Origin of the sequence: Trichococcus palustris (assembly GCF_900114465.1) — a bacterium.
GTDB lineage: Bacteria > Bacillota > Bacilli > Lactobacillales > Aerococcaceae > Trichococcus > Trichococcus palustris.
In genome coordinates, this window is record NZ_FOTD01000015.1 from 1 (window position 1) to 21750 (window position 21750).

Sequence of the window (21750 nt, forward strand, 5' to 3'; positions counted from 1 at the left end):
CAGGTTTATATACGCAAAAAACTGCCCCACATTACGGGGAGCAGTCTGTAAAACTGTTTAAATATTTTACTGTCCTATTGACGGGAGGCACACCACAGACAGGGTTGTCCCATTCTTTTTTTCATTTATCAACCTAAATAATTGAACCATCACCTTGCAATAATCAGGCAAGGAAGCCCCTGACTTCAGTCACGGGGAGTTGTCAGCCTAGAAGGAAATGCAAAATTTCCCGATATAAATTTATCCCTTTTATCCAACAAAATAATTGCGCTTTCTTTTTTACCTTTAATAAATATCAAAAGTGTTATATAATTATTACGTTAAGATAACATTATATGTTAGGGGTGTTCGGCATGAAATTGATCGATGTTACAAATAGCCACGCTGATCTTGTACGTGAGCAATTGGCAAACACCGATGCTCAATTTGTCAAAGTTTATTCTTTGGGACAAACCACAATCATCTTTACAGGCGCTTCAAAACACGACGATATCATTGTTTTAAACCGAATCCGTCGCGTCAAACAAAGCGAAATTGACTTTGTTTTAAAAAAACTCCTGCATCTCTCGATGAGTGATGTAGAAGTAATGCCTGGACATAATTTTGTGGAATTATCTCATGTGAAATAACAGACAATTTTTTGCAATCGAAAAAACCTTATTTTAACGCAAAACGGGGCTGCCCAAAAACTAGATTATTTATTCTAGTTTTTGGACAGCCCTCGTTTTTTCTTTTTATATTTTCTTATAGCAAAGCGGTTAATTTTACATTCGGGTATTTGTCTTCGAACCAGCGAAGCGCAAATTGATTTTCGAATAAGAACACCGGATTATCGAAACGATCACGGCACAAAAGATTACGGCTGGAAGACATGTTCGGATCGAGATCTTCTGGTTCGATCCAACGGGCAATTTTTGAACCCATCGGCGTCATTTCCACTTCGGCATTATATTCATGCAACAAGCGATACTGGAACACCTCAAACTGCAACTGACCGACAGCACCCAAGATGTAATCTTCTGTATGGTAGGTCTTGTACAATTGGATCGCCCCTTCTTGCACCAGTTGTTGCACCCCTTTATGGAAGGATTTTTGTTTCATGACATTTTTCGGGGTCACTTTCATGAAAAGTTCCGGCGTGAATTGCGGCAAAGCTTCAAATTGCACCGCTTTTTTACCTTCATAGATAGTGTCACCGATCTGGAAGTTACCGGTGTCATATAACCCGATGATATCCCCGGCCACAGCTGTCTCGACTTGTTCACGGGAATCCGCCATGAATTGTGTCGTATGCGCCAATTTGATCTTTTTGCCGGTACGGTTGATGAAGACATCCATCCCCGGTTTGAATTCGCCGGAGCAGATCCGTACGAACGCAATCCGGTCGCGGTGGGCAGGATTCATGTTGGCTTGGATTTTGAAAATGAACCCGGTTAACTCTTCGCTTGTCGGTTCAATCGTCTCATCGGCCTCCGTCACATGCGCACTTGGATTTGGCGCAAAATCGACGAAAGCATCCAAGAATGTCTGCACACCGAAACCTGTCAAAGCAGAACCGAAGAACACAGGCGTCAATTCTCCAGCAGCAATCGCGTCTTCCGAAAATGTATTTCCGGCCTCTTTCAATAATTGCACGTCTTCTACAGCTTGCGTGTAGATGGTGGATTTTTTAATGGCATAGTCGCCTTCGATTTCCCCATTTTCATTCAATGGCAGAAAATCATTGTCTCCGTTGTCTTCCGGATGCGTCAGTTCGACGCGGTTGTTGTAGATGTCGTATAGACCCAACAAGTTTTTCCCCATGCCCATCGGCCAGTTCATCGGGTAAGCATCGATTTCCAATACCTCTTCCAATTCAGCGATCAGGTCCATCGGTTCGCGGCCGTCACGGTCCATTTTATTGATGAAGGTGAAGATAGGAATTCCACGCATACGGCAAACTTTGAACAGTTTCTTCGTTTGCGGTTCGATCCCTTTCCCGCTGTCGATGACCATGACCGCGCTATCCACTGCCATTAAGGTACGGTACGTATCTTCCGAGAAATCCTCATGCCCCGGTGTATCCAAAATATTGATTTGGTAGCCATCGTAATCCACTTGCATAACCGAACTAGTTACGGAAATCCCTCTTTGTTTTTCGATTTCCATCCAGTCGGACTTGGCGAATTTGCCGGATTTTTTCCCTTTTACAGTACCCGCCTGGCGGATGGCACCACCAAAAAGCAATAATTGTTCTGTAATCGTCGTTTTACCTGCATCCGGATGAGAGATGATGGCAAATGTTTTTCTTGATTTCACTTTATCTGCTAATGTTTGATTCATATTTTTCCCCTTTATTTTTTCATTATCTAGATCTTAACTTGTCTCATGCCCGTTGCGTAAATAGGAAAAGCTGAACGGACCCGTTCAGCTTTGACGGAAAAATAAGCTTTTTTGCCCCAAAACCTATTGCATGAGGTCAAAAATTTCTTTTTTCAGAAGTGCCGGCCCGCAAAGCTAGACAATTTCCTCATTTGAACAGCTATACCCAAATAGCACAAAAAAGATAGCCTGAGCGATCCGCACACGCTAGCCAACGACATAACCTTAGTCATTATACAAGAAATCATGCCATTCCACAAGAAACACAGTGCCGGTATATCCCAAGAAAACAAGAAAGAGAGTGAGACAAAAAGCGGCCAGACCAGAATCACTGGAGCGAATAAGCGGAGGATGGTCACAGACCATCTGAGCATTATTCGTGAAGTGACGTCGGGTCTGTTTTTTGGAACACGTTTAGAGAGTGCGAATGAGAACACGTTTACGATTAATCGTTAGAAAAAAGAAACAGGCTAGGACTTTTGTCCCAGCTTCTGCTCTTTCATCCTTGGTTTTCCGTTTTTTTCGATTCGCCTGAATCAGCTTCCTCTTCACCGGCTTTGAATCGCTCTTTAGGCGGGCGGTTGTTCTCATTGATATAGGAAACCGTTACTTTCAATAATCTGCGGTTTTCAAATTCCAATGTTTTGATCAGCAACCCTTCTTCCTCTATGGAAGCTTCCGTATCGGCCTCCGGAAATTCACCCAACTCAGTCAGCAGATAGCCGGCAATGGTATCCACATCCGGGGATTCAAAATGGGTCTCAAAGTAATCATTGAATCTTGAAAGTGGCGTGCTTCCATCCACTTCGTATTCATTATCCCCCTTCTTCTCGATCAGGATATAACTTTCGTCATATTCATCCTGGATATCCCCAACAATTTCCTCCAAAATATCCTCCAATGTAACGATTCCGACGAGCCCGCCATATTCGTCATGCAACAAAGCCAATTGATTATGGCTTTTCTTCAGATAGGACATCAGTTCATCCGTCAAGATGGTCTCGGGTACAAAGAGCGGTTCATTCATGATTTTACGGAGATCGATTTTCTCGATCGGCGTATTTTTTGATTCCTTCAATAAATTCTTCAAATGCAAAACGCCGATGATGTTATCTTTGTCATCATCATAAATCGGAATTCTGGTGTATGGTGAATCCAACGCCGCTTGGATATTTTCTGAGACATCTTCATTGACATCCAGCATGAACGTATCCGTTCTCGGAACCATAATTTCACGCGCCATCTTGTTGTCCATCGATAGTACCCCCTTCAACATGTTGAACTCCGTCTTCTCGATGGCTCCTTCATCGCTGCTGCGTTCCAATAGTTCGCGCACTTCTTGGCGCGAGAACATATCGTTTCCGCTTGTGAAGTCGATCGGCGTCATTTTTTCCAATATGCCTGTTGAAAAAGAAAGCAGCCAGACGAACGGCTTCATGAATTTTTGCATGATCGTAATGAAGCCTGCGCCTACTCGGGCAATCTCTTCCGGACGTTGCATGCCAAGCTGTTTCGGATACAACTCCCCAAAGACAAGGGATACATAGGATAAGGCTAAAGTTACGATCAAAATCGAAGCCTCCTCCGCTCCAGGAACCTTACTCAATAACGGTTCCAATTTGGCAGCAAAAGAGCTTGCCGCAGAAGCACTGGACAGAAATCCGGCAAAAGTGATGGCAACTTGGATTGTCGCCAAAAAATCATCTGAATTGTCCAATAAATTTAAGATCTTCCGGGCTTTTTCATCGCCTTTTATGGCCTGATTCGCCACTTTATTCTTGTTCAATGATACAAAAGCAATTTCTGATGCTGCAAAGAACGCATTCACCAGGGTCAATACCGCAATCAGTAATAGTTTCCAGAACAACGTCTGATTACTGGGGTCTGTGTTCATATGTTTTTTCTTCTCCTTTGGTAATAAAAACGATTTCACGTTAATGTTCAGTCTGTTACCTTCCATTATCTAATGCTATCGATAAAAAAACAAGATATATTATGAACCTCCCATGATTAAAGTCATAGGCTTCGAAGGCTCATGTGAGCCAACCGTTGGCTAAGATACAGCAGAAACCGAGAAGTCTGCACTCGCAGATATAACTTGATTTAAGCTAATTAGTGTAGCCAACGTTTGTTCTGTTCTTACTAGAGATACAGGAACTTTTGCCTGTATCCCCAACTCTCTCATTTCTGAAAGAGGTTTGAGAATCGCACGGATAAAGAAACGGGCGCCAATATTATAAGATGCATTTAAGTCCGCATGGTATTCTTTTCCGCTTTGGAACGTACAGAGGTCTTTGCGTGGCGTTCGCTCTACCTTTCCGCTCCCGTCATAGGCGTACATACTGGTGCCATTGGCGAGGACCCTGGAGATGCGCATACCCTCAAAATGCGCCATTTCTTCCACTTTATTCTGAATCGCTATTTTACGCCAGTAATGCAATTTAAAACGCAGACGCTTTGCACCCCTGAAACCCTTCGGCATTGTCATTTGCCTCAGATACTCAAAGACAATCGTATCCACTTGATGCGCTTTGGCAAAGGACAAAATCTGATGCGCAGCATCGTTCACCAACTGGTTTTGGATTCCTTTAATTTTGTTCCAATAGCGCGGACATCTTGCACCAAAGGTGTTGCGTTGGGCTTTTTTCAGCTGATTTGTAAGATGGTAGAAATGGGTCTTTTTCTTTTGCCTGCTTGATGAACTTGTGGGCAACGACAGTTCCATCACTATCCATAACAGCACAAACGGCAGTGTTTGTCAGTCCTAAATCGACAGATAAAATGCGGCAATCCAATTCCGCTTTCTTGTGCAGTTTGATTTCTTTCTCATATGCAAAATGTAAGAAATATTTCTTGCCTTTGCGCACCAACTTTGGGTTCATGACTTTCCAATCGGATAGGCCACGCTTTTCCAAATCTACCTGTTTTAGCGTTACGGGTTGCCACACCCAATCATTCCGTTCGAATACTTTGATTGATACGGTATCGTTTTCGACTTTGTACATATTTCCTTTATAAAGTACTGGAAACTCTTTGTGTTCGCATTGAGGTGTGGGCGCTTTTTTAAGGAATCTTTGCTTTTCTATACTTGCTTTACTTCGTTCCTGTTCCCAATTTTGATAATTAGAACGCCAAGATTGCCACTTGCCATAAGCTGAGGTAATGCAAGCGCGTCTAAGGTAAGAAGGAAACTTATGAAACAGCACGTCGAAGTCAGCGTATTTTGGGTTTGGGTTTTTCGCGGTAGCATGAATCAGCATCTCGATCGCACGTTGAGTAGTCAGATTGGATTCATCATAAGACAATTCTAATTCTTGGTAACACACCTTTAAACAGTATTCCAGCGCCAAACAATAGTGCTCAAGCGTTGCATCGAATACGCTGGATTGATCCAGCACTTTAACTTTGACGGTTTTGCATTGTTTCATAAGTTCTCACCTCATTTCTTCTGTTGCGTTGTAATGTATTCTCGAATCTGTTGCTCTGTCTGCTCAGAAACCGTAGCTACAAAATAGCTTGGATTCCAAAGATGCCCGCCCCATAATCGTGATTTAAGTTCTGGATATTTCGCAAACAAACGTCTTGCAGAAACACCTTTGAACGCTTTCACGATACTAGGAATGTAATGCTGTGGCTTGCATTCAATCAGCAAGTGGACATGGTCTTTCCCTGTCTCCATTTCACTGATTGAAACACCTTGTTCATGAGCAATTCCTTGGAGAATTTCTTTCATCGAATGCTCAATTTCTCCAGTAAAAATATCGTGGCGATATTTCACACACCAGACAAGATGATACTGAATAGAATAAACATATCCTCTACCATGATATACGTTAGCCATTTCTATCACCTCTGTAACTATTGTAACATATGCTAATTGATAAAGTTATTTATAACGTTTGTTTAAACGGTCTATTTCTTTGACATATGTACCGCCAACACCCCAAGACGTAGTGGATTAATCACTGCTAAAATCACGAGTGTGTGCGCCGCCACTATATCAAGATACGAGAAAAAACACGCACCGGAGCCAAACGCCCAGTGCGTGTCTACAATTTACGCAGATCTTTATTTCTTAGCCAATTCTGCTTCTTGATCAAGCGCTTTTTGGGCAAGCAAGTTCAAGTAGTTCCAAGGACGGTCAAAATGAGGTTGGAAGAAGAAGTCGACCAACGCCAAATCTTCGATGGTCATTTTGTTTTGGATCGCTAACGACAATGTGTTGGCGGATTGCGTCACATCATACTTGGACATGATCTGTCCGCCGACGATGCGGGTTGTCCCAACTTCATAAACCAACTTCATCAACACTTTTTCAGTTGTCGGCATGAATTCCGGACGGTAGTTATCTTCCATCGTCACGGAACGTGTTTCCAAGCCGAATGCTGCAGCGCTTGCGTCGTTCACGCCCGTTGAACCGATGTTGAAGCCGTTCAAATACAAGCCTGAAGTTGATTGTGTTCCGCGGTATTTCATTTTTGGTCCGTTGATGTTCTTTCCGACCAACAAGCCCATGCGGACGGCATTCGTAGCTAGCGGAATGTATGCATGTCCCCCGTTCGGGTTATAGTTCACTGCGCAACTATCCCCTGCAGCAAACACATCCGGTACGCTTGTTTGCATATAGTCATCCACGATAATTGCGCCATTTCCAAGCATATCGACTTGGCCTTTGACCAATTCCGTGCTCGGTCTGAAGCCGACACACAAGATGACAAGCTCTGCTTCGTATTCTCCGCCGGTAGTGATGACAGTCGTTCTATCGCCAGCTTCGTTTTCTTTAAAGCCTTTCACCATTTCGTTCAATTGGATTTTCACGCCATGTTTGCGCAAATCGTCTTCCAGAACATCCGTGAATTCAGGATCCAAATATTTGTTCAAGATGCGATCCAAACCATCGACCAAGGTTACTTCTTTGCCGTCATTAGCGAATGCTTCCACCAATTCGATGCCGATATAGCCTCCGCCGATGACAACGATTTTTTTCTTGTCGTCTTTGCATGCGATGATCGCCTTGGCTTGATTGTAGTTTTTGCACAGCAATACATTTTTACTTTGGATGCCTTCGATCGGCGGGATGATGGGCCATGAACCTGTCGTCAACACCAATTTGTCGTAAGTGTCCTCAAACTCTTCGCCAGTCACCAGATTTTTGACAGCTACAGTTTTTGCAGCTGTATCAATATTAGTTACGTCGTGTTGCATATTCACATTTGCGCCTAACGATGCTAATTCTTCGGGATTCGAATAGAATAATCCTTGTGGATCTTTCACAACCCCACCGACGTACAGTGCAATGCCGCATGATAAGAATGAAACATTATCGTTTCTTTCGTATACGGTTACCTCCATACCTGGGTTCTCCTTCAAAATGGTCTTGACTGCAGATGTTCCGGCATGTGTACATCCCACTACGATTACTTTCATTGCATTTCCTCCTAAATTTTCACATTACTATAATTTACACAAGCTGATTCGCACCCTATGACTTTTCCATAATAAAAAATGCACAAATCAACTGATAATGATTCTCAACACTTACCATATGATAAAGGATTCCGAAGGTGTTTTGCAACTAATAACCCTCGGAATCCTTATTATTTTTTATTTGCAGTCTATAACACTTTTTCTTTCCTGTTTTTTAAGGAAATCATGGATGTACAGAACGACGGTTTTGATCTCCGCATAGATCGGTATAGCCAAAATCATCCCTACGACACCCAAGATTTTACCTGCTGCCATTTTTAGTTTTCGGAAACCCGTGACTTCAGTCGTGGGGTGGTTGACTTTCAATCATTTCAGAACACAGGTATGCTTCAACCAAACGCGCGCACGCCTCCAATGATTTCTCATGAGTCCTTTCGTAGGCATGACTTGCGTCGATACCTGGCCCAATCAAGGCGTGGCGAACATCCCAGCCGGCTTTCATCGCCGCTGAAGCATCGCTGCCGTAATAAGGATAAATATCCAGCTTGAACGGGATGGCATCGCGCTCACATAAAGCCGTAAGCTGCTGGCGCAATCCGAAATGATAAGGGCCGGAACCATCCTTTACGCAGATGGAGACGGTGAACTCATCGGTTTGCTGGTCATCCCCCATCGCGCCCATATCGACAGCAAGATATTCGACCGTATGCTCTGGCATATTCGAATTGCCGCCGTAGCCGATTTCTTCGTTATTGGAGAAGAAAAAACAAGTCGTATAAGGCAAAATCATTTTTTCAGCCACAATCCTGTGCAGGAAATCCAGCAGAATCGCCGCACTTGCTTTGTCATCCAAGTGCCTTGACTTGATGAAGCCGGTCGGCGTCACTTCCGTACGCGTCTCAAAGCTGATGAAATCGCCTACGCGAATGCCCAGCCCCTCTGCATCTTTTGCGCTGTGGACCTCCGCATCCAGGCGCACCTCCATATTTTCCTGGCTGCGTTCTGCCGTCCGCGCATCCTTGTAGACATGGACACTAGTCTGGTGCAGCAAAATCGTTCCGGTCACTTTTTCGCCGGTGGAAGCCACGTGGACTGTGCAATATTCACCATCGATGGAATGATAGGTGAACCCGCCTATCAGATCGATTTTCAGGCGGCCATCCGGTTTGACGGCGCGGACCATCGCCCCTAGCGTGTCGATGTGCGCGGTGACGAACCGTCTGCGCTGCTCCTCCCTGCCTTTGACCGTCACCATCAGGCTGCCTTTATGATTCTTCTCAGGCTTCAGTCCTATTCCCCGCAGATCGGCTGCGATGAAATCGATGATTTCAGTCGTATAGCCAGTCGGCGAAGGGATATTGGTTAACTTTTGAATAGTTTCAACAATGTTGTGCATGAAATTCCCCCTCTAACTTATAGATTAAGTATAGCCAATCTCCTTTAAAAATTATAGAATAATCGAATATTATTATGACATTTATACACTTTTCGGTTAAGATACAATTAGTCACAAATCATTCGACACACATTACTTTGAAAGCGAGGACTGCCCTTTGTTACAGTTCCAATGGACGCAAGACTTACAATCCAAGACATACAAAGATGCTTTGGCTATCCGCAAGGAGGTTTTTGTCGGCGAGCAGCATGTTTCCGAGGAAATCGAGATCGACGAATTGGAAGGCAAGACCCTCCACTTGGTCGGCTACGAAGGAACGCTTCCGGTCGCAACCGCCCGCATCTTTCCTATGGAAAAAGGTAAATACAAGGTTCAACGGGTTGCCATCCGCAAGGAAGCGCGCAAGAAAAATTACGGAAAACTGTTGATGGAAGAAGTTGAAAAACATGTCCAGCTGCTCAACGGCCATAAATTATTTTTGGGGGCGCAAAATCATGCCCTACCGTTTTATGAAAAATTAGGGTTTCATGTTTGTAGCGAGGAATACGAAGAAGCAGGCATTTTGCATCATGATATGGAAAAAATATTGCGTTGAGGCCCCACCGCTTGGCGCATAAAAATGAACACTCCTTCAAATAAGGAAGAGGGTGGGACATTTAAGTCCTAGCCTCTTCCTTATTTCTTAACAATTAATCGTAAACGTGTTCTCATTCGCACTCTCTAAACGTGTTCCAAAAAGCAGACCCGACGTCACTTCACCAATAATGCTCAGATGATATGCGACCATCATCCGCTTATTCGCTCCAGTGATTCGGGTCTGAACGCTTTTTTTCTCACTCTCATATCAGAACAGTGATGAAATGTTTTGCGATATTGAAATAGATCAGCACCGATGTCAAATCGCTGAAGGTCGAAATGAACGGTCCGCTGGCAACAGCAGGATCGAACCCCAACTTATCCATCAGAATCGGGATCAAGCTTCCGGCCAGATTGGCCACCGTAATGGCAGACAGCATGGAGAAGCCGATGATGCCGCTTAGGATGAAGTTATGTTTCCAGACGCCGATGACCACCATGATCGTTACACCGGTAACCAAACCGGATATGAATCCTGTTGCGACCTCTGATAAAATCGTACGCAATAAGTTCTTTTCCTCGTTATCGGACAGCCCTATCTTACGGACGGCGACGGCCAATGATTGCGTACCCGCATTCCCCGATGTCCCCGTAATCAAGGTGACGAATACGGATAAAATCGATGCATCCGCAATCAACCCTTCATATTGGCTGATCAGGGAAGACGTGCCCATCCCCAAGAACAACAAGGTGATGAGCCACGGCAGCCGTTTGGACGCTGCGACAAACGGATTTTCCGATTGTTCCTCTACGTCGACCCCGGCCAAACCGGAGAAATCGCTTACCGCTTCTTCATCGATGACGTCGATGATATCATCGACGGTAATGATCCCCAAAAGGACGTTATTCTCGTCGATGACCGGCAAAGCCAAGACATCATAGTCCCGGAATTTATGGGCGACTTCTTCCTGATTCTCATTCACATCAACGGAGACGACGCGTTCGCTCATGATGTCGGCTATCATCCTATCTTCATCGTTTACGATCAGATCCCTTAAGGACAAAACTCCCACCAGCACATTATTCACGTCCACCACATAAATATAGTAAATCGTTTCCGCATCAGGGGCTTTGCTCTTCAGGATTGCCATCGCAGAACGGACAGTCTGATTCGCCACAATCGAAACATATTCCGGTGTCATGATGGCCCCGGCTGTTTCGTCCGCATAGTTCAGCAGAGCACGTATATCCTTTGCAGCCTGAAGAGGCATCAACCGCAAATACAGGCGAACACGGTCATCTTTCAATTGTTTCAACATATCTACCGCATTATCGGCATACATGCCCGCCAGCATATCCGCTGCATATTGATCATTCATTTCCAGCAAATACGCTTCAACCGACTCGACATCTTCTTCGATTATTTCAAACATATCCGACATTTCCCTAGCGGATAAATAGTAATACATCGTGATGCGTTCTTCCGGCATCAACGCGAGGTAGATTTGGGCCTGATCGTACAAATGGTAAGACAAAAATTCTTCTCGAAATTTCTCCATATCTTCTTCATGAAGGGTAAGCTTGATCTTCTCTAGCTCTTCTTCAAGTTCAAATTCATATTGTGGTTCCAACATGGATTAGCCCTCCTCGTTTTTCTGCCTCGTTTCCCATTTGATGAAATCCTCCGGCAGAGGAGCCGCTATTCTCAGCAGTTCCCCCGTTATCGGATGGGTAAACGTCAAAGACTCACAGTGCAAGGCTTGACGCAGAATAGCCGGGTCAGCCTTTCCCCCATATAAATCATCCCCCAGCAAGGGCGCTCCGACGGAAGTGAAGTGCACCCGGATTTGGTGGGTTCTGCCAGTGTGAAGCTTTATTTTCACAGTCTGGCCTTCTTCATAGGTTTTATCCAGCCAATATTCGGTCAATGCTTGCTTTCCATCTTCCCGCACCATCCGCGTCATGATCGAGTCTTCCGTTCGCCCTATCGGCGCATCGATGAAGCCATGCTCTTCTGTCAGCAACGGTCGGGAAAGAATGGCACGATAGATTTTATCGACCTCTTTGTTGCGCAGCAACGTATCCATCAACGCGTGGGCATAACCGTGTTTCGCAAATAACATGACACCTGTGGTATCACGGTCCAATCGCGTAACGATGTGAATAACCTGATTCGCATACCCTTGTTTCTGATAATACCCCTTCACCCGGTTTGCCATCGAAAGTCGCGGATGGACTTTTGAAGGGATGGAGGCCGCCCCACTCGGTTTGTTGACAATCAAAAAGTGATCGTCTTCAAACAAGATATCCAACGGGATATCCACTCCGACGGTCGTCTCATGCTCCCCTTCATCGGGGATTAATATCGTCACTTTATCCCCCTGCTCCAAGGTGGCCAAAACCGTTCTTTCTTTCCCGTTGAGCCAGATTTTGCCGCCATTAAATTTGACGATGGCCAGCAAACTTTTCGATACCCCTTTAGAACGCAGAAAGCTTTTTATTTGTATCGTCTCATCACTCTCATAAATCCAGCTAAAAATCACTTGTTTTTCTCCTAATCTCTTAAAAAATCTCATCAACAAAACATGGACATGCTATTCTATATCAATTACGTTTCAGACTTAAATATACAATCCTATTCTAACCAAAACAGCGGTGTTCTACAACTCACAACCGCAGAAAAAAAGAAAAGCGGGACAAGCCCGAAAAGCGCCGCTGCCCTTTCCGAAAAAAAAGACTGGACAATAGGAATCCCTTGTCGCAGTCTCCATTATAATCAATAGTTTTTTTCGAAATCGATGACATTACGCAATGGTTTCCCCTGCAGACGGAAACTCTCGGCATTTTCTTGCACAATCTCAAAAAGGCTATCTTTGAAATGTTCCACCACTCCTGAAAAATGCGGTGTAATCAAGATGTTCGGATGCCCCCACAGCGGACTGTCTTCAGCCAACGGTTCTGCCTCAAAAACATCCAAAGCCGCAAAAGCGACAGTACCTTCTGCCAAAGCCCCCAACAAGCTTGCATTGTCGACGGTGGCACCACGGCCGACATTGACGAAGAGGACACCTTTTTTCATGTCTCCGAATAAAACCGCGTCAAAGACATGTTCCGTCAGATCCGTCTGGGGCAAAATATCCACGACGACATCAGCACTGCCGATGACGGTTTGGATATCCTCCATTTTTACGGTCCTGTCCATTTCCGCTACTGCATTTCCGCTGCGGTTCACGCCAATGACGGTCATTCCGAAAGCCTTTGCCAATTGTGCCAGGCGCTTGCCGATATGGCCGGAACCGACGATCAGCATTGTTTTGCCCTTTAATTCATGCAGATCCGTCATTTGCTCCCATTTTTGCTTCTGCTGGTTCAGAATAGCGGTCCGCAAACCGCGCATATGGGTCAACAGCACGCCGATGACATATTCCGCGATGGCTTCGCTGTGCATGCCGCTGCCATTCGTCAAATAGATGCCTTTTTCTTTAAATGATTGCAAGGGATAATTATTGATCCCCGCAGAGATGACCTGCACCCATTTCAGAGCAGGTAAACGCCCGGCCTCCAATTGTTCCGTCAGCCCTTTGTTCCAGCCCACAACCCATTCCACTTCCGCGAGCGCCTCTGCATTCTCCTGAGTGCATAACATTTCATAATCTGCATACATATTTTGTAATTGCTCTAAATGCTTTTCCTTCAGACTAGTCGCCAACAACCATTTTTTAGTCATCCGATCACCATTCCCCATCTTTACGATTATGTCTTTCCTGGTTCTTCATGCCAATAAAAGCATCCTCCACACGGTTCCAAAAATGAGTATGTCTGTATCTTGCAAAATGAACCCGCTCTTTCGCAATCCGATAGACAATCTTCTCGATTGCCCGCTCCGGAAAAGTCAGATGATCGACAGATAAAATCAATCTATCCGTCCGATCAGGATAGACGACAATCCATTCATCTTTTGCAATAATCATGGGTGAACTCAAGGTGCGATAGATCCGGTTGTTCACCGATGCCATTTCGGTGAGCTGAATGGCCTCCGTACGTGGGTGAATAACCGCTCCCCCAAGGGATTTGCTGAAACCGGTGGAACCGGTCGGCGTAGAAACACAGATGCCGTCTCCCCTGAACGTCTCGAAGAGGTCTTCTTTGATGTAAATGTCACACACCATCGTGCCGTCGATTTTCTTTAGACTTGCTTCATTCAAGGCGATATAGCATGCCTCGGTCTCTTCATCCACATATTTTACACGGACTTCCAGCAAAGGGTAACTGACACTCTCGCCCCTATCTTGCTTCAGGCTCTCGATCAGCTCGGGCAGTTCATATGTCCGCCAATCGGTATAGAAGCCGAGATGACCGGTGTGGATGCCTACAAAGCGGACATGATGCAACTGTTTCTGGTATTTATGAAAAGCTGACAGGAGCGTACCATCCCCGCCGATCGAGACTACTAAATCAGGGGCGTCCGCCACTATTTCTATATCTTCTTTAAGGCACATTTCTTTAAATTTCGCTGCGACCGACAACGTCTCTGGCGTTTGGTTGTTTACCAGTGCAATCTTCATCTATCAAACCCCCTAAGAGAACATTATCTTCCATCTTCCTTTTTGCCCGTAAAGTAATGCTGGGCATCTTTTATCTCTTCCCGTATTTCAGACATTTCCTCATCCAGTCGGAATGCGGCTTCAGCTGCACGGATCAGCCGGTTATGCAGTTCTTCAGGATATTCACCGCGGTATTTGTAGTTCAACGAGTGTTCGATTGTTGCCCAGAAATTCATGGCCAGTGTCCGGATCTGTATTTCAACCAATATTTTTTTCTCCTCAAATAAGCGTTGGACCGGATATTCAATCACCATGTGATAAGAACGGTAGCCGCTCTCTTTCTTGTTGGTGATATAGTCACGTTCGATGATGATTTCAAAATCGTTCCTTGCCCGCAGCAATTTCACAACCTCGTGGATATCTTCCACAAACTGACACATGATCCGCAATCCTGCAATATCCTGGACATCTTGTTCCAGACGAGTCAAATCGATATCACGCACTTCCGCTTTTTCCAATATGCTTTCCTTTGTTTTCACTCGCCCAGTGATGAACTCGATGGGAGCGTGCGAATTCAGATCGCGATATTCCTTGCGAATTCCTTTTAACTTAACCTTCAATTCTTCTACCGCTTGTTCGTACGGCGCCAAAAATGAATCCCAGTTTTCCACAATATTATTTTCCATAGAACGACACCCTATCATTATTGTATGCTCCTTCATTTTAGCACACATGACTGCATTTCCAAACTAATCCCGGACAAAATATCAGAATTCGTTTTTCATTCAAATTCACTTTTCCCCTCGAAAGCCAAGACCAAAGAACGATATTTTTTCAACTTATGTTACAATGTGAATAGACATTACGAATCACGTGTATTTTGATCAGGCGAGGGGCAAAAAGCGGTCACGCGATTCATCGACTTCGTTTGGCATCCGAATCGTCTGGGTTATATTTCCCCTCAAAAAGAAAGGAAGTAATTGATATGAGCCAACAAATTGAGAAAGAATTCAAAAACTTACTGACAAAAGAAGAATATGAAACATTGATTATTGCCTCTCAATTAGACGAGAAAGAACCCATCAAACAGACAAACATTTACTATGATACGCATGATATGAAATTAAAAGCATTGAACAGCGGCTTGCGCATCCGGATTTACGAAGATAAAGGTGAAATCACGCTGAAAACACCCATCCAAGAAAACGAGAAATTGGAAACGACGGATGAATTGACTCTGGAAGAAGCCACTGCACTTGCGGAAGCGCATAAATTGAAGGAGAGCGGGAATGTTGCGGAAAAACTCAAAGGGTATGGCATTGACGTTTCGGATTTGGATGTCATCGGCCACCTTTCTACCCTCCGTTATGAGTTCCCAGGAGACAACGGGACCTATTTCCTCGATAAAAGCTACTACCAAGATCAAATGGATTACGAATTGGAATTCGAATCCGAATCCGAATCGTTGGAGCAGGGCTACATCGCATTCCAGGAGTTCTTGCAGAAGAACGCCATCAAAGTCAGAAAAGCAAAACAAAAAATCGAACGGATGCTGGCTTACCCAAACTGATCACCCAACTATCAAAATGAAACGCCGCGTTTGGAGGTTTCCCCTCCAAATGCGGCGTTGTCTTTTTTTATCGAGAAAATAGTCGATTTATTTGCAAAAAATGGGTTTGTTCCGTAAAATACTCCCTGACAAAGAAATTACTGGCATCCCGACAGTAACGTGATTGCAATGCAGCGCTTTCCGGGCCCCTTCAGAGCGCAACAAACGGAAAAGGAATACACCAATACAAACGGTTCACCTTACCGTTCTTTAAAAGCCGTTTTGCTATTCGTTTTTAAAATAATTTGATACACTTAATAGGAAGAAAATAAGAAAGAGGAAGGGATACAATGTATAGGCAACAACAGAATTCAGCAGATTCTCTCTCTTCTCCTCAAAAAATTTTTGAGCTCTATTTATTCGTGAACCCAATCGGCTTCAAATGTTATCGTACGGAACAAGAAGTGTTGAAGTTTATCCATTCGTTGGATGGACAAAAAGTACATTTCCATTTTATTACTTTCCATAACTTCAATACAGTAAACCAATATATGAAGCGCTTGAAGTTGCCGGAAAAAGACTTAAATCTGAGGAACCAAATATACAGTTCCATCTATGATGCTTCCCTTGCTTATAAAGCCGCCTTGATGCAAGGCAAAAAGAAAGGCCGCAACTTCCTGCTCTATTTGCAGAAAGCGTTGGCACACGGAACAGCAACCTACTCGAAGGAATTGCTTGCAGAAGTCGCAGCTAAAGCCAAGCTGGACGTCGATATGTTTTTTGAAGACAAAGCATCGTCTTTCGTCAAAAGCAGCTATGAAGCCGACCAACATACCGCCCAAGAGATGCACATAACGAAGAATCCTTCATTGGTGATCTTCGATAATTCAAACTATCAATATGGCCTTTTATTGGAGGACAACATTACAGCGGAGGTGCTGAATGAAATCATCCTTGAATCCTCGTCAAATGCGGAGAAAAAGGCTGAATTATTACATGATTTAAACATAACCACCATCGGCAGAGGCTATATCCGGATCACCAATAAATGATGCGGTACAAACAAATAAATAAATAAGGGTTCGGCACCTCAATCATTTCCGATGATTGTGCCGAACCCTTATTTATCATTTCAGAACCCTCAAAACGACCGCTTGATGGCTGAACGGCTTTCGTTACACCCGCTTATTTTTTGGATTCGGCTATCAGTTGTTCCAATTCGTTCAAGCGTTCTTCAAATACCATCATGGCATCCTCGATGTAAGCCGCTTGCGTCATATCGACGCCCGCTTTTTTGATCACGTCGATCGGATAAGCGCTGTTTCCGGATTTTAAGTAGGACAAGTAACGGTCCAATGCCCCTTCTTCCCCATCGACAATTTTCTTGGCCAGCGCCGTCGCTGCGGAGAAACCGGTCGCATATTGGTAGACATAGTAGTTGTAGTAAAAATGCGGAATGCGCGCCCATTCGATTGCGATTTCCGGATCTTTTTCCACCTCGGGGCCGTAATACTTGGCATTCAGATCGCCGTAATAGTTTGTCATGAAATCCTGCGTCAATGGCACACCCGCTTGCGCTTGTTGATGAACATAATGCTCAAATTCAGCGAATTGCGTTTGACGGAAAATAGTCCCTTTAAACCCATCCAAATAATGGTTCAATACGTAGATTCTGACATTTGGATCTGTCTGTGTTTTCAACAGATGGTCCGTCAAAATATTTTCGTTCGTCGTCGAAGCGATTTCCGCCAAGAAAATGGAGTAATCCCCATAAACGAACGGTTGATTTTTTCTTGTCAAATAACTGTGGACGCTGTGCCCCAATTCATGGACCAGCGTGTAAAGTTCATTCAAGGAATCTTGCCAGTTCATCAGAATGTACGGATTGGTATCGTATGCACCTGAAGAATAGGCCCCGCTGCGTTTCCCCTCGTTCTCTTTCCAATCTATCCAACGGTTGCCGAACGCCTCTTTCAAGATGCTCAAATAATCTTCACCGAGCGGTTGTAGACCCTTCAACGTTTCTTCTTTTGCAGCTTCGATGCCGTATTTTATAGGCGCCTCGCCGGTCAGCGGGGTATACATATCATACATATGCAGTTCGTCCACTCCCAGCAGCTCTTTGCGCAATCCTACGTAGCGATGCAACAGCGGAAGGTTTTTATTTACGACCTCAAGCAACGTATCATAAACAGCTTCCGGGATATGGTTGTTTGCCAAGGCAGCCGCGCGTGCGGAAGCATAGTTATGCACCTTCGCATTATAATTATGCGCTTTGACGTGTGCGGATAGAGTAGAGGCGAAGGTGTTCTTCAACCCGTCGTAGGTTTCGTAAAGGGCCTTAAACGCGCCTTCACGGACAGCTCGGTTCGGACTCTCCATCAGCTTGCCGTATAAGCCGTGCGATAATTTCACTTCCTGCCCCTCGTCGTCCTTGACCTTCGGGAACTGAATATCCGCGTTGTTCAAAACGGAGAAGGTTTTGCTCGGCGCAGAGAAAATTTCGCTGGCACCTGCCAAAAGCTCCTCTTCCCGGGCGGACAAAACATGTTCCCTCGAGGAAGTGATGCTGTCCAACAGATGCGCATAAGGTCGCAGTTCTTCATCCTCTGCAAGGTATTTCGCAAGGACATCTTCCGGAATTTCCATGATTTCCGGTTCAAACCAAGATACCGCTTCGCTGACGTTGGTCAAGATGGAAATGGCCTTGTCATGCAGATTTTGATAGGTGCTGTTGGCCGTGTCCTGATCATTTTTCAAGTGCGAGTAGACATAGGCGCTTTCCAACATGCGGTTGATCGCCAAAACGCCTTCGATGCCTTTCACCAGAGCCTTGCTGCTGGATCCGATTGTTCCTTGCAACAATTTGACGAACGGTACCGATTCCGCAATGTCGTCCAAAGCCTTTTCATATTCTTCATCTGAAGCATAAATGCTCGTCAAATCCCAAGTGAATTCCTCAGGTATGTCATTGCGTTTCAATAATTGATGTCTTTCAGTCATAAATACGCCTCCATTTATATGTATATTACAATGTTATCATATTTCCATACAAATGGTTCAACGATAATGCTTCCTTACTGAAGATTCTGGAAAAGACAATTGGTCTTCCCCTTTTCCGGCAACTTCAGCAAGAGCCATTGATTCTCGCCGACAGCGACAAGATACTGTTCCCCCTCCAACCGCTTCAGGAAAGAGAGGACCGACGCCCAATCATTCTCCTCTTTCATAAAAACGGTCTCGCGTTTCCTTATCATTTTCGACGCAAGAAACTGGCGGATCCATTTTAGAACATCTTGCTTTGTGAAGCTGGCGTTTTCTCCTTGGGAAATCATTTCCTGCAGCAAATAATACCCCCAAATATAAATAGGCGTGATGAACGACAACGAATGGAAGGGATATTCAAAAAGCAAGGCGGGCAATTGGTGCAGCGCCTCCCGGTTCAAATATATTTTCAGCAGAAATTTTTTATGCTCCAGATCCGTTCGATAGCGCAACAGGTTGATGTCTTTCGGCTGCATATAGGTCCTTTTCCCTCCTGCCGTTCTGCCTTTCTTTTTAGGATAAAAAGCGGGAGGGAATTCCCCTTTGTTGAACAGACGCTCCAAGACCGGAAAAGGCAAGCCGCATAAAGGAAAGACGGCTTTGTCAAAGGTTAATTGATTCGTTCCGCTTATCCTGAAGTTATGGCAGAGCTGCAGCTCCTCCCGTTCGCTGTCCAACAGGCTGAACCAACAGCCTCCTTCGTTGGAATGGTTCAGAAATTGAAAGATTTTTTGCGTCAGGTGGCGCGGCTGATAATCCATCCCGCATATCCACCAAACATGGTAGCCGTTTTGCCGATAGCCTTCCGTTCGTCCTTTCAACTCGGCAAAGGCGATGGGGCTGCATTGATATTCTATCGCAATCGGTTTTCCCGATTCGGGGCGTATCAACAAATCGGGTCGTTGCGTCAATTCGGGCAACCAGCTTTCCAACAAGACCGGCAACCCTTCTACGCGAAACTTTTCCAGCAGCATCCGTTTCCCTTTTAGATGCGCCGCCGTCTCGCCCTCAGTGAAGGCGGCGCAATTCTCAGCATGGTAATGCGCAAAATGAGCCGACATATATTCCCCGCTTTTGAACATCACCCTTCCCTTACAACAAGGACAATAATACGTTCCGCCGGCATTCATGCGGATCCTTTTTTGTGCTTGTTCTGCATAAAGCGGCTGATCCTTTTCATCCAATGCAATCAACACAGTCAACGCCTCCCTTTCATTCATCCCTCATTCCTATTATTCGCCACCTTTCGTATTTCCTTTTAAAATAAAAAAAAAGATCCAACCGCATCAGCGATCAGATCTTGTATGATTATTTGAAATAGTGTCTGGCAACTTCCAAAGCATTGTCTTGAATGACCAATTTCCCGTATTCGCTAAGAACTTCGGTGGCGATGTCGGATTCTTCCGCAAATTCCAACGCCTTGAGAATTTCAGTATCCAGATTGGTTTCCGTCATTTCATCGATGAAGTAAACGACGGCCAGATAGTAATGTTTATCGTAGTAATACAGGCTGGAGACGCCGCTTTCCAAAAACATCCGTTTCGCCAATTCTAAGAAATCATCAAACGACTGAAACTTGAATACCACTTCGACCGGAGCCATGTCGTCTTCATCCATTTCGGAAGCCTTCTTCTCACGTTCGTTGAAGTTTTTCGTCTGTTTCTTTATATAATCCACGACATGTTCTAATTGGCTGGAACCATTCACATTTTCATAATCCTCGTCGCCGTTCATGCCTCTGCTGATGAATAATTCTAATCCATTACCATTAGGCAGCACTTGGAATGTAATGGCGTCCGATTCGTGAAACTGATTATCAACATCCACTTCCTCTAAGATACTATAAAAGAAGCTTTCAATTTGCTTTTGATTTCCCAATAAATCAAGGAAGGTAATACCTCTCTCTTCTAAATCAGAATTCTCAATCAAAACGCGAATTGTGTTTTCGTTAATATTTTCCATTTCCATCATGCTTCACCCCACTTTTCTTCCTTTTTTGTTATAACCATTGTAAATCAAATCGCAAAAATGTAAAGACAAAAGCATATAATCTTTCAACTTATCCCTCAATTCTTCGAATTTCCATCAAAAAAGCAAGCATACCAAATTTCTTCAGTGTACTTGCAACAATATCATTTTTCAATTGTCGATCGGCTAGAAATTTGCCAATCTCTGTGCTTTTTGCAATTCCATCGCACGGACTTCTCTCGGCAGGAAGCGGCGGATTTCGTCTTCGTTGTACCCTACTTGTAATCTCTTTTCATCCAAAATAATCGGACGGCGCAGCAATCCTGGATTTTCTTGGATTAAAGCGAAGAGGTTATTTAAAGGTAGCTCATCTAGGTCAATATTTAATTCTTGAAATGCTTTGGAACGAGTAGAAATGATTTCTTCAGTACCTTCTTCGGTCATTTTCAAGATATTTTTAATTTCGATTTGTGACAAAGGTTCGGAGAATATGTTTCTTTCAGTATAAGGTATATTGTTTTCTTCTAACCATGCACGTGCCTTACGACAAGAGGTACAACTTGGGGAAGTATATAAGGTTACCATCTCTATCTCTCCTTTTTTGTAAGTTTTTTTCTGACTACTTACATTTATTATTATAAACCATTTTTTTATGAATAGCTATCCTTTTTTTTGTTGTCTATACAATTTTTCGTCACATTTCAGACACAAATGAACTTGGGAAGAATAAGTAAAAATGCCGAAAATTCTCCTGCACCAACATTTCTATGCGTTTACAATTAATAAGTTATTTTTTCAGTTTATACTAAATCTATTTTAATAACAATTCCTCCAATAAATTTTACCTGTTTTATAAAACGCTTCCATCCCAACCGTCCGAATGC

At 44.2% G+C, this 21750-nt stretch carries 20 protein-coding genes; 4 read left to right on the plus strand and 16 right to left on the minus strand.

The genetic code is table 11. The annotated features are described in order from the left end of the window. Positions 1-353: 353 nt before the first annotated feature. A complete protein-coding gene (locus tag BM101_RS10030) occupies positions 354-629 on the plus strand; it encodes a DUF1827 family protein (protein WP_087032880.1) in 276 nt (91 codons plus the stop codon). A 115-nt stretch (positions 630-744) separates the two neighbouring features. Here the strand turns inward: BM101_RS10030 and BM101_RS10035 are convergent, their stop codons facing one another. The 7 genes from BM101_RS10035 to BM101_RS10060 form a co-directional block, all read right to left on the minus strand. Further along, complete coding sequence (locus BM101_RS10035) at positions 745-2322, minus strand: peptide chain release factor 3 (RefSeq protein ID WP_087032882.1); 1578 nt, start codon at positions 2320-2322, stop codon at positions 745-747. A gap of 538 nt (positions 2323-2860) precedes the next feature. Beyond that, positions 2861-4255: a hemolysin family protein gene (locus BM101_RS10040; RefSeq protein WP_087032884.1), complete on the minus strand. Its 1395-nt coding sequence runs from the start codon at positions 4253-4255 to the stop codon at positions 2861-2863. A gap of 159 nt (positions 4256-4414) precedes the next feature. Continuing rightward, a complete protein-coding gene (locus BM101_RS14260; protein WP_218149920.1) occupies positions 4415-4933 on the minus strand; it encodes a hypothetical protein in 519 nt (172 codons plus the stop codon). Positions 4934-4949: 16 nt separating this feature from the next. After that, positions 4950-5789 carry a hypothetical protein gene (locus tag BM101_RS14265; RefSeq protein WP_218149921.1) on the minus strand — a complete coding sequence of 280 codons (840 nt, stop codon included), beginning with the start codon at positions 5787-5789 and terminating at the stop codon, positions 4950-4952. A gap of 11 nt (positions 5790-5800) precedes the next feature. Beyond that, positions 5801-6202 (minus strand): IS200/IS605 family transposase, encoded by a 402-nt coding sequence (gene tnpA, locus BM101_RS10050; RefSeq protein ID WP_087032886.1) that lies wholly within the window; start codon positions 6200-6202, stop codon positions 5801-5803. Positions 6203-6429: 227 nt separating this feature from the next. Then, positions 6430-7788: an FAD-dependent oxidoreductase gene (locus BM101_RS10055; RefSeq protein WP_087032888.1), complete on the minus strand. Its 1359-nt coding sequence runs from the start codon at positions 7786-7788 to the stop codon at positions 6430-6432. Between the two features lie 340 nt (positions 7789-8128). Beyond that, entirely contained in the window at positions 8129-9184 is a 1056-nt protein-coding gene (locus BM101_RS10060; protein WP_087032889.1) for a M42 family metallopeptidase, read from the minus strand. 157 nt (positions 9185-9341) lie between these two features. Between BM101_RS10060 and BM101_RS10065 the strand changes: the two genes are divergently transcribed. Continuing rightward, positions 9342-9779 carry a GNAT family N-acetyltransferase gene (locus BM101_RS10065; RefSeq protein ID WP_087032891.1) on the plus strand — a complete coding sequence of 146 codons (438 nt, stop codon included), beginning with the start codon at positions 9342-9344 and terminating at the stop codon, positions 9777-9779. Positions 9780-10023: 244 nt separating this feature from the next. Here the strand turns inward: BM101_RS10065 and mgtE are convergent, their stop codons facing one another. From mgtE to BM101_RS10090, 5 genes are all read right to left on the minus strand, one after another. Continuing rightward, positions 10024-11394: a magnesium transporter gene (mgtE, locus tag BM101_RS10070; protein ID WP_087032893.1), complete on the minus strand. Its 1371-nt coding sequence runs from the start codon at positions 11392-11394 to the stop codon at positions 10024-10026. A 3-nt stretch (positions 11395-11397) separates the two neighbouring features. Beyond that, a complete protein-coding gene (locus BM101_RS10075) occupies positions 11398-12303 on the minus strand; it encodes an RluA family pseudouridine synthase (protein WP_087032894.1) in 906 nt (301 codons plus the stop codon). Between the two features lie 233 nt (positions 12304-12536). Continuing rightward, positions 12537-13487, minus strand: a complete 951-nt coding sequence (locus tag BM101_RS10080) for an NAD(P)-dependent oxidoreductase (protein ID WP_177194478.1) — start codon at positions 13485-13487, stop codon at positions 12537-12539. 4 nt (positions 13488-13491) lie between these two features. Beyond that, complete coding sequence (locus tag BM101_RS10085) at positions 13492-14325, minus strand: NAD kinase (protein ID WP_087032897.1); 834 nt, start codon at positions 14323-14325, stop codon at positions 13492-13494. 23 nt (positions 14326-14348) lie between these two features. Further along, on the minus strand, positions 14349-14990 hold the full coding sequence (locus tag BM101_RS10090; RefSeq protein WP_177194479.1) for a GTP pyrophosphokinase: 642 nt from the start codon (positions 14988-14990) through the stop codon (positions 14349-14351). 299 nt (positions 14991-15289) lie between these two features. Here BM101_RS10090 and BM101_RS10095 point away from each other — a divergent pair, with 299 nt between their 5' ends. Both BM101_RS10095 and BM101_RS10100 read left to right on the plus strand, forming a co-directional pair. Further along, positions 15290-15874, plus strand: a complete 585-nt coding sequence (locus tag BM101_RS10095; protein WP_087032899.1) for a CYTH domain-containing protein — start codon at positions 15290-15292, stop codon at positions 15872-15874. Positions 15875-16203: 329 nt separating this feature from the next. Further along, the gene (locus tag BM101_RS10100) at positions 16204-16905 is read left to right on the plus strand and encodes a DsbA family protein (protein WP_087032901.1); all 702 of its coding nucleotides are present in this window, start codon (positions 16204-16206) and stop codon (positions 16903-16905) included. A 133-nt stretch (positions 16906-17038) separates the two neighbouring features. On the opposite strand, the gene pepF is transcribed toward BM101_RS10100, so the two are convergent. The 4 genes from pepF to spxA form a co-directional block, all read right to left on the minus strand. Further along, on the minus strand, positions 17039-18856 hold the full coding sequence (gene pepF, locus BM101_RS10105) for an oligoendopeptidase F (RefSeq protein WP_087032902.1): 1818 nt from the start codon (positions 18854-18856) through the stop codon (positions 17039-17041). Between the two features lie 74 nt (positions 18857-18930). Then, positions 18931-20118, minus strand: coding sequence for a competence protein CoiA (locus BM101_RS10110; protein WP_087032904.1), 1188 nt, complete (start codon positions 20116-20118; stop codon positions 18931-18933). A gap of 88 nt (positions 20119-20206) precedes the next feature. Further along, positions 20207-20869: an adaptor protein MecA gene (locus BM101_RS10115; RefSeq protein WP_245825701.1), complete on the minus strand. Its 663-nt coding sequence runs from the start codon at positions 20867-20869 to the stop codon at positions 20207-20209. 183 nt (positions 20870-21052) lie between these two features. After that, the gene (gene spxA / locus BM101_RS10120) at positions 21053-21451 is read right to left on the minus strand and encodes a transcriptional regulator SpxA (RefSeq protein WP_087032906.1); all 399 of its coding nucleotides are present in this window, start codon (positions 21449-21451) and stop codon (positions 21053-21055) included. Positions 21452-21750: the final 299 nt, after the last annotated feature.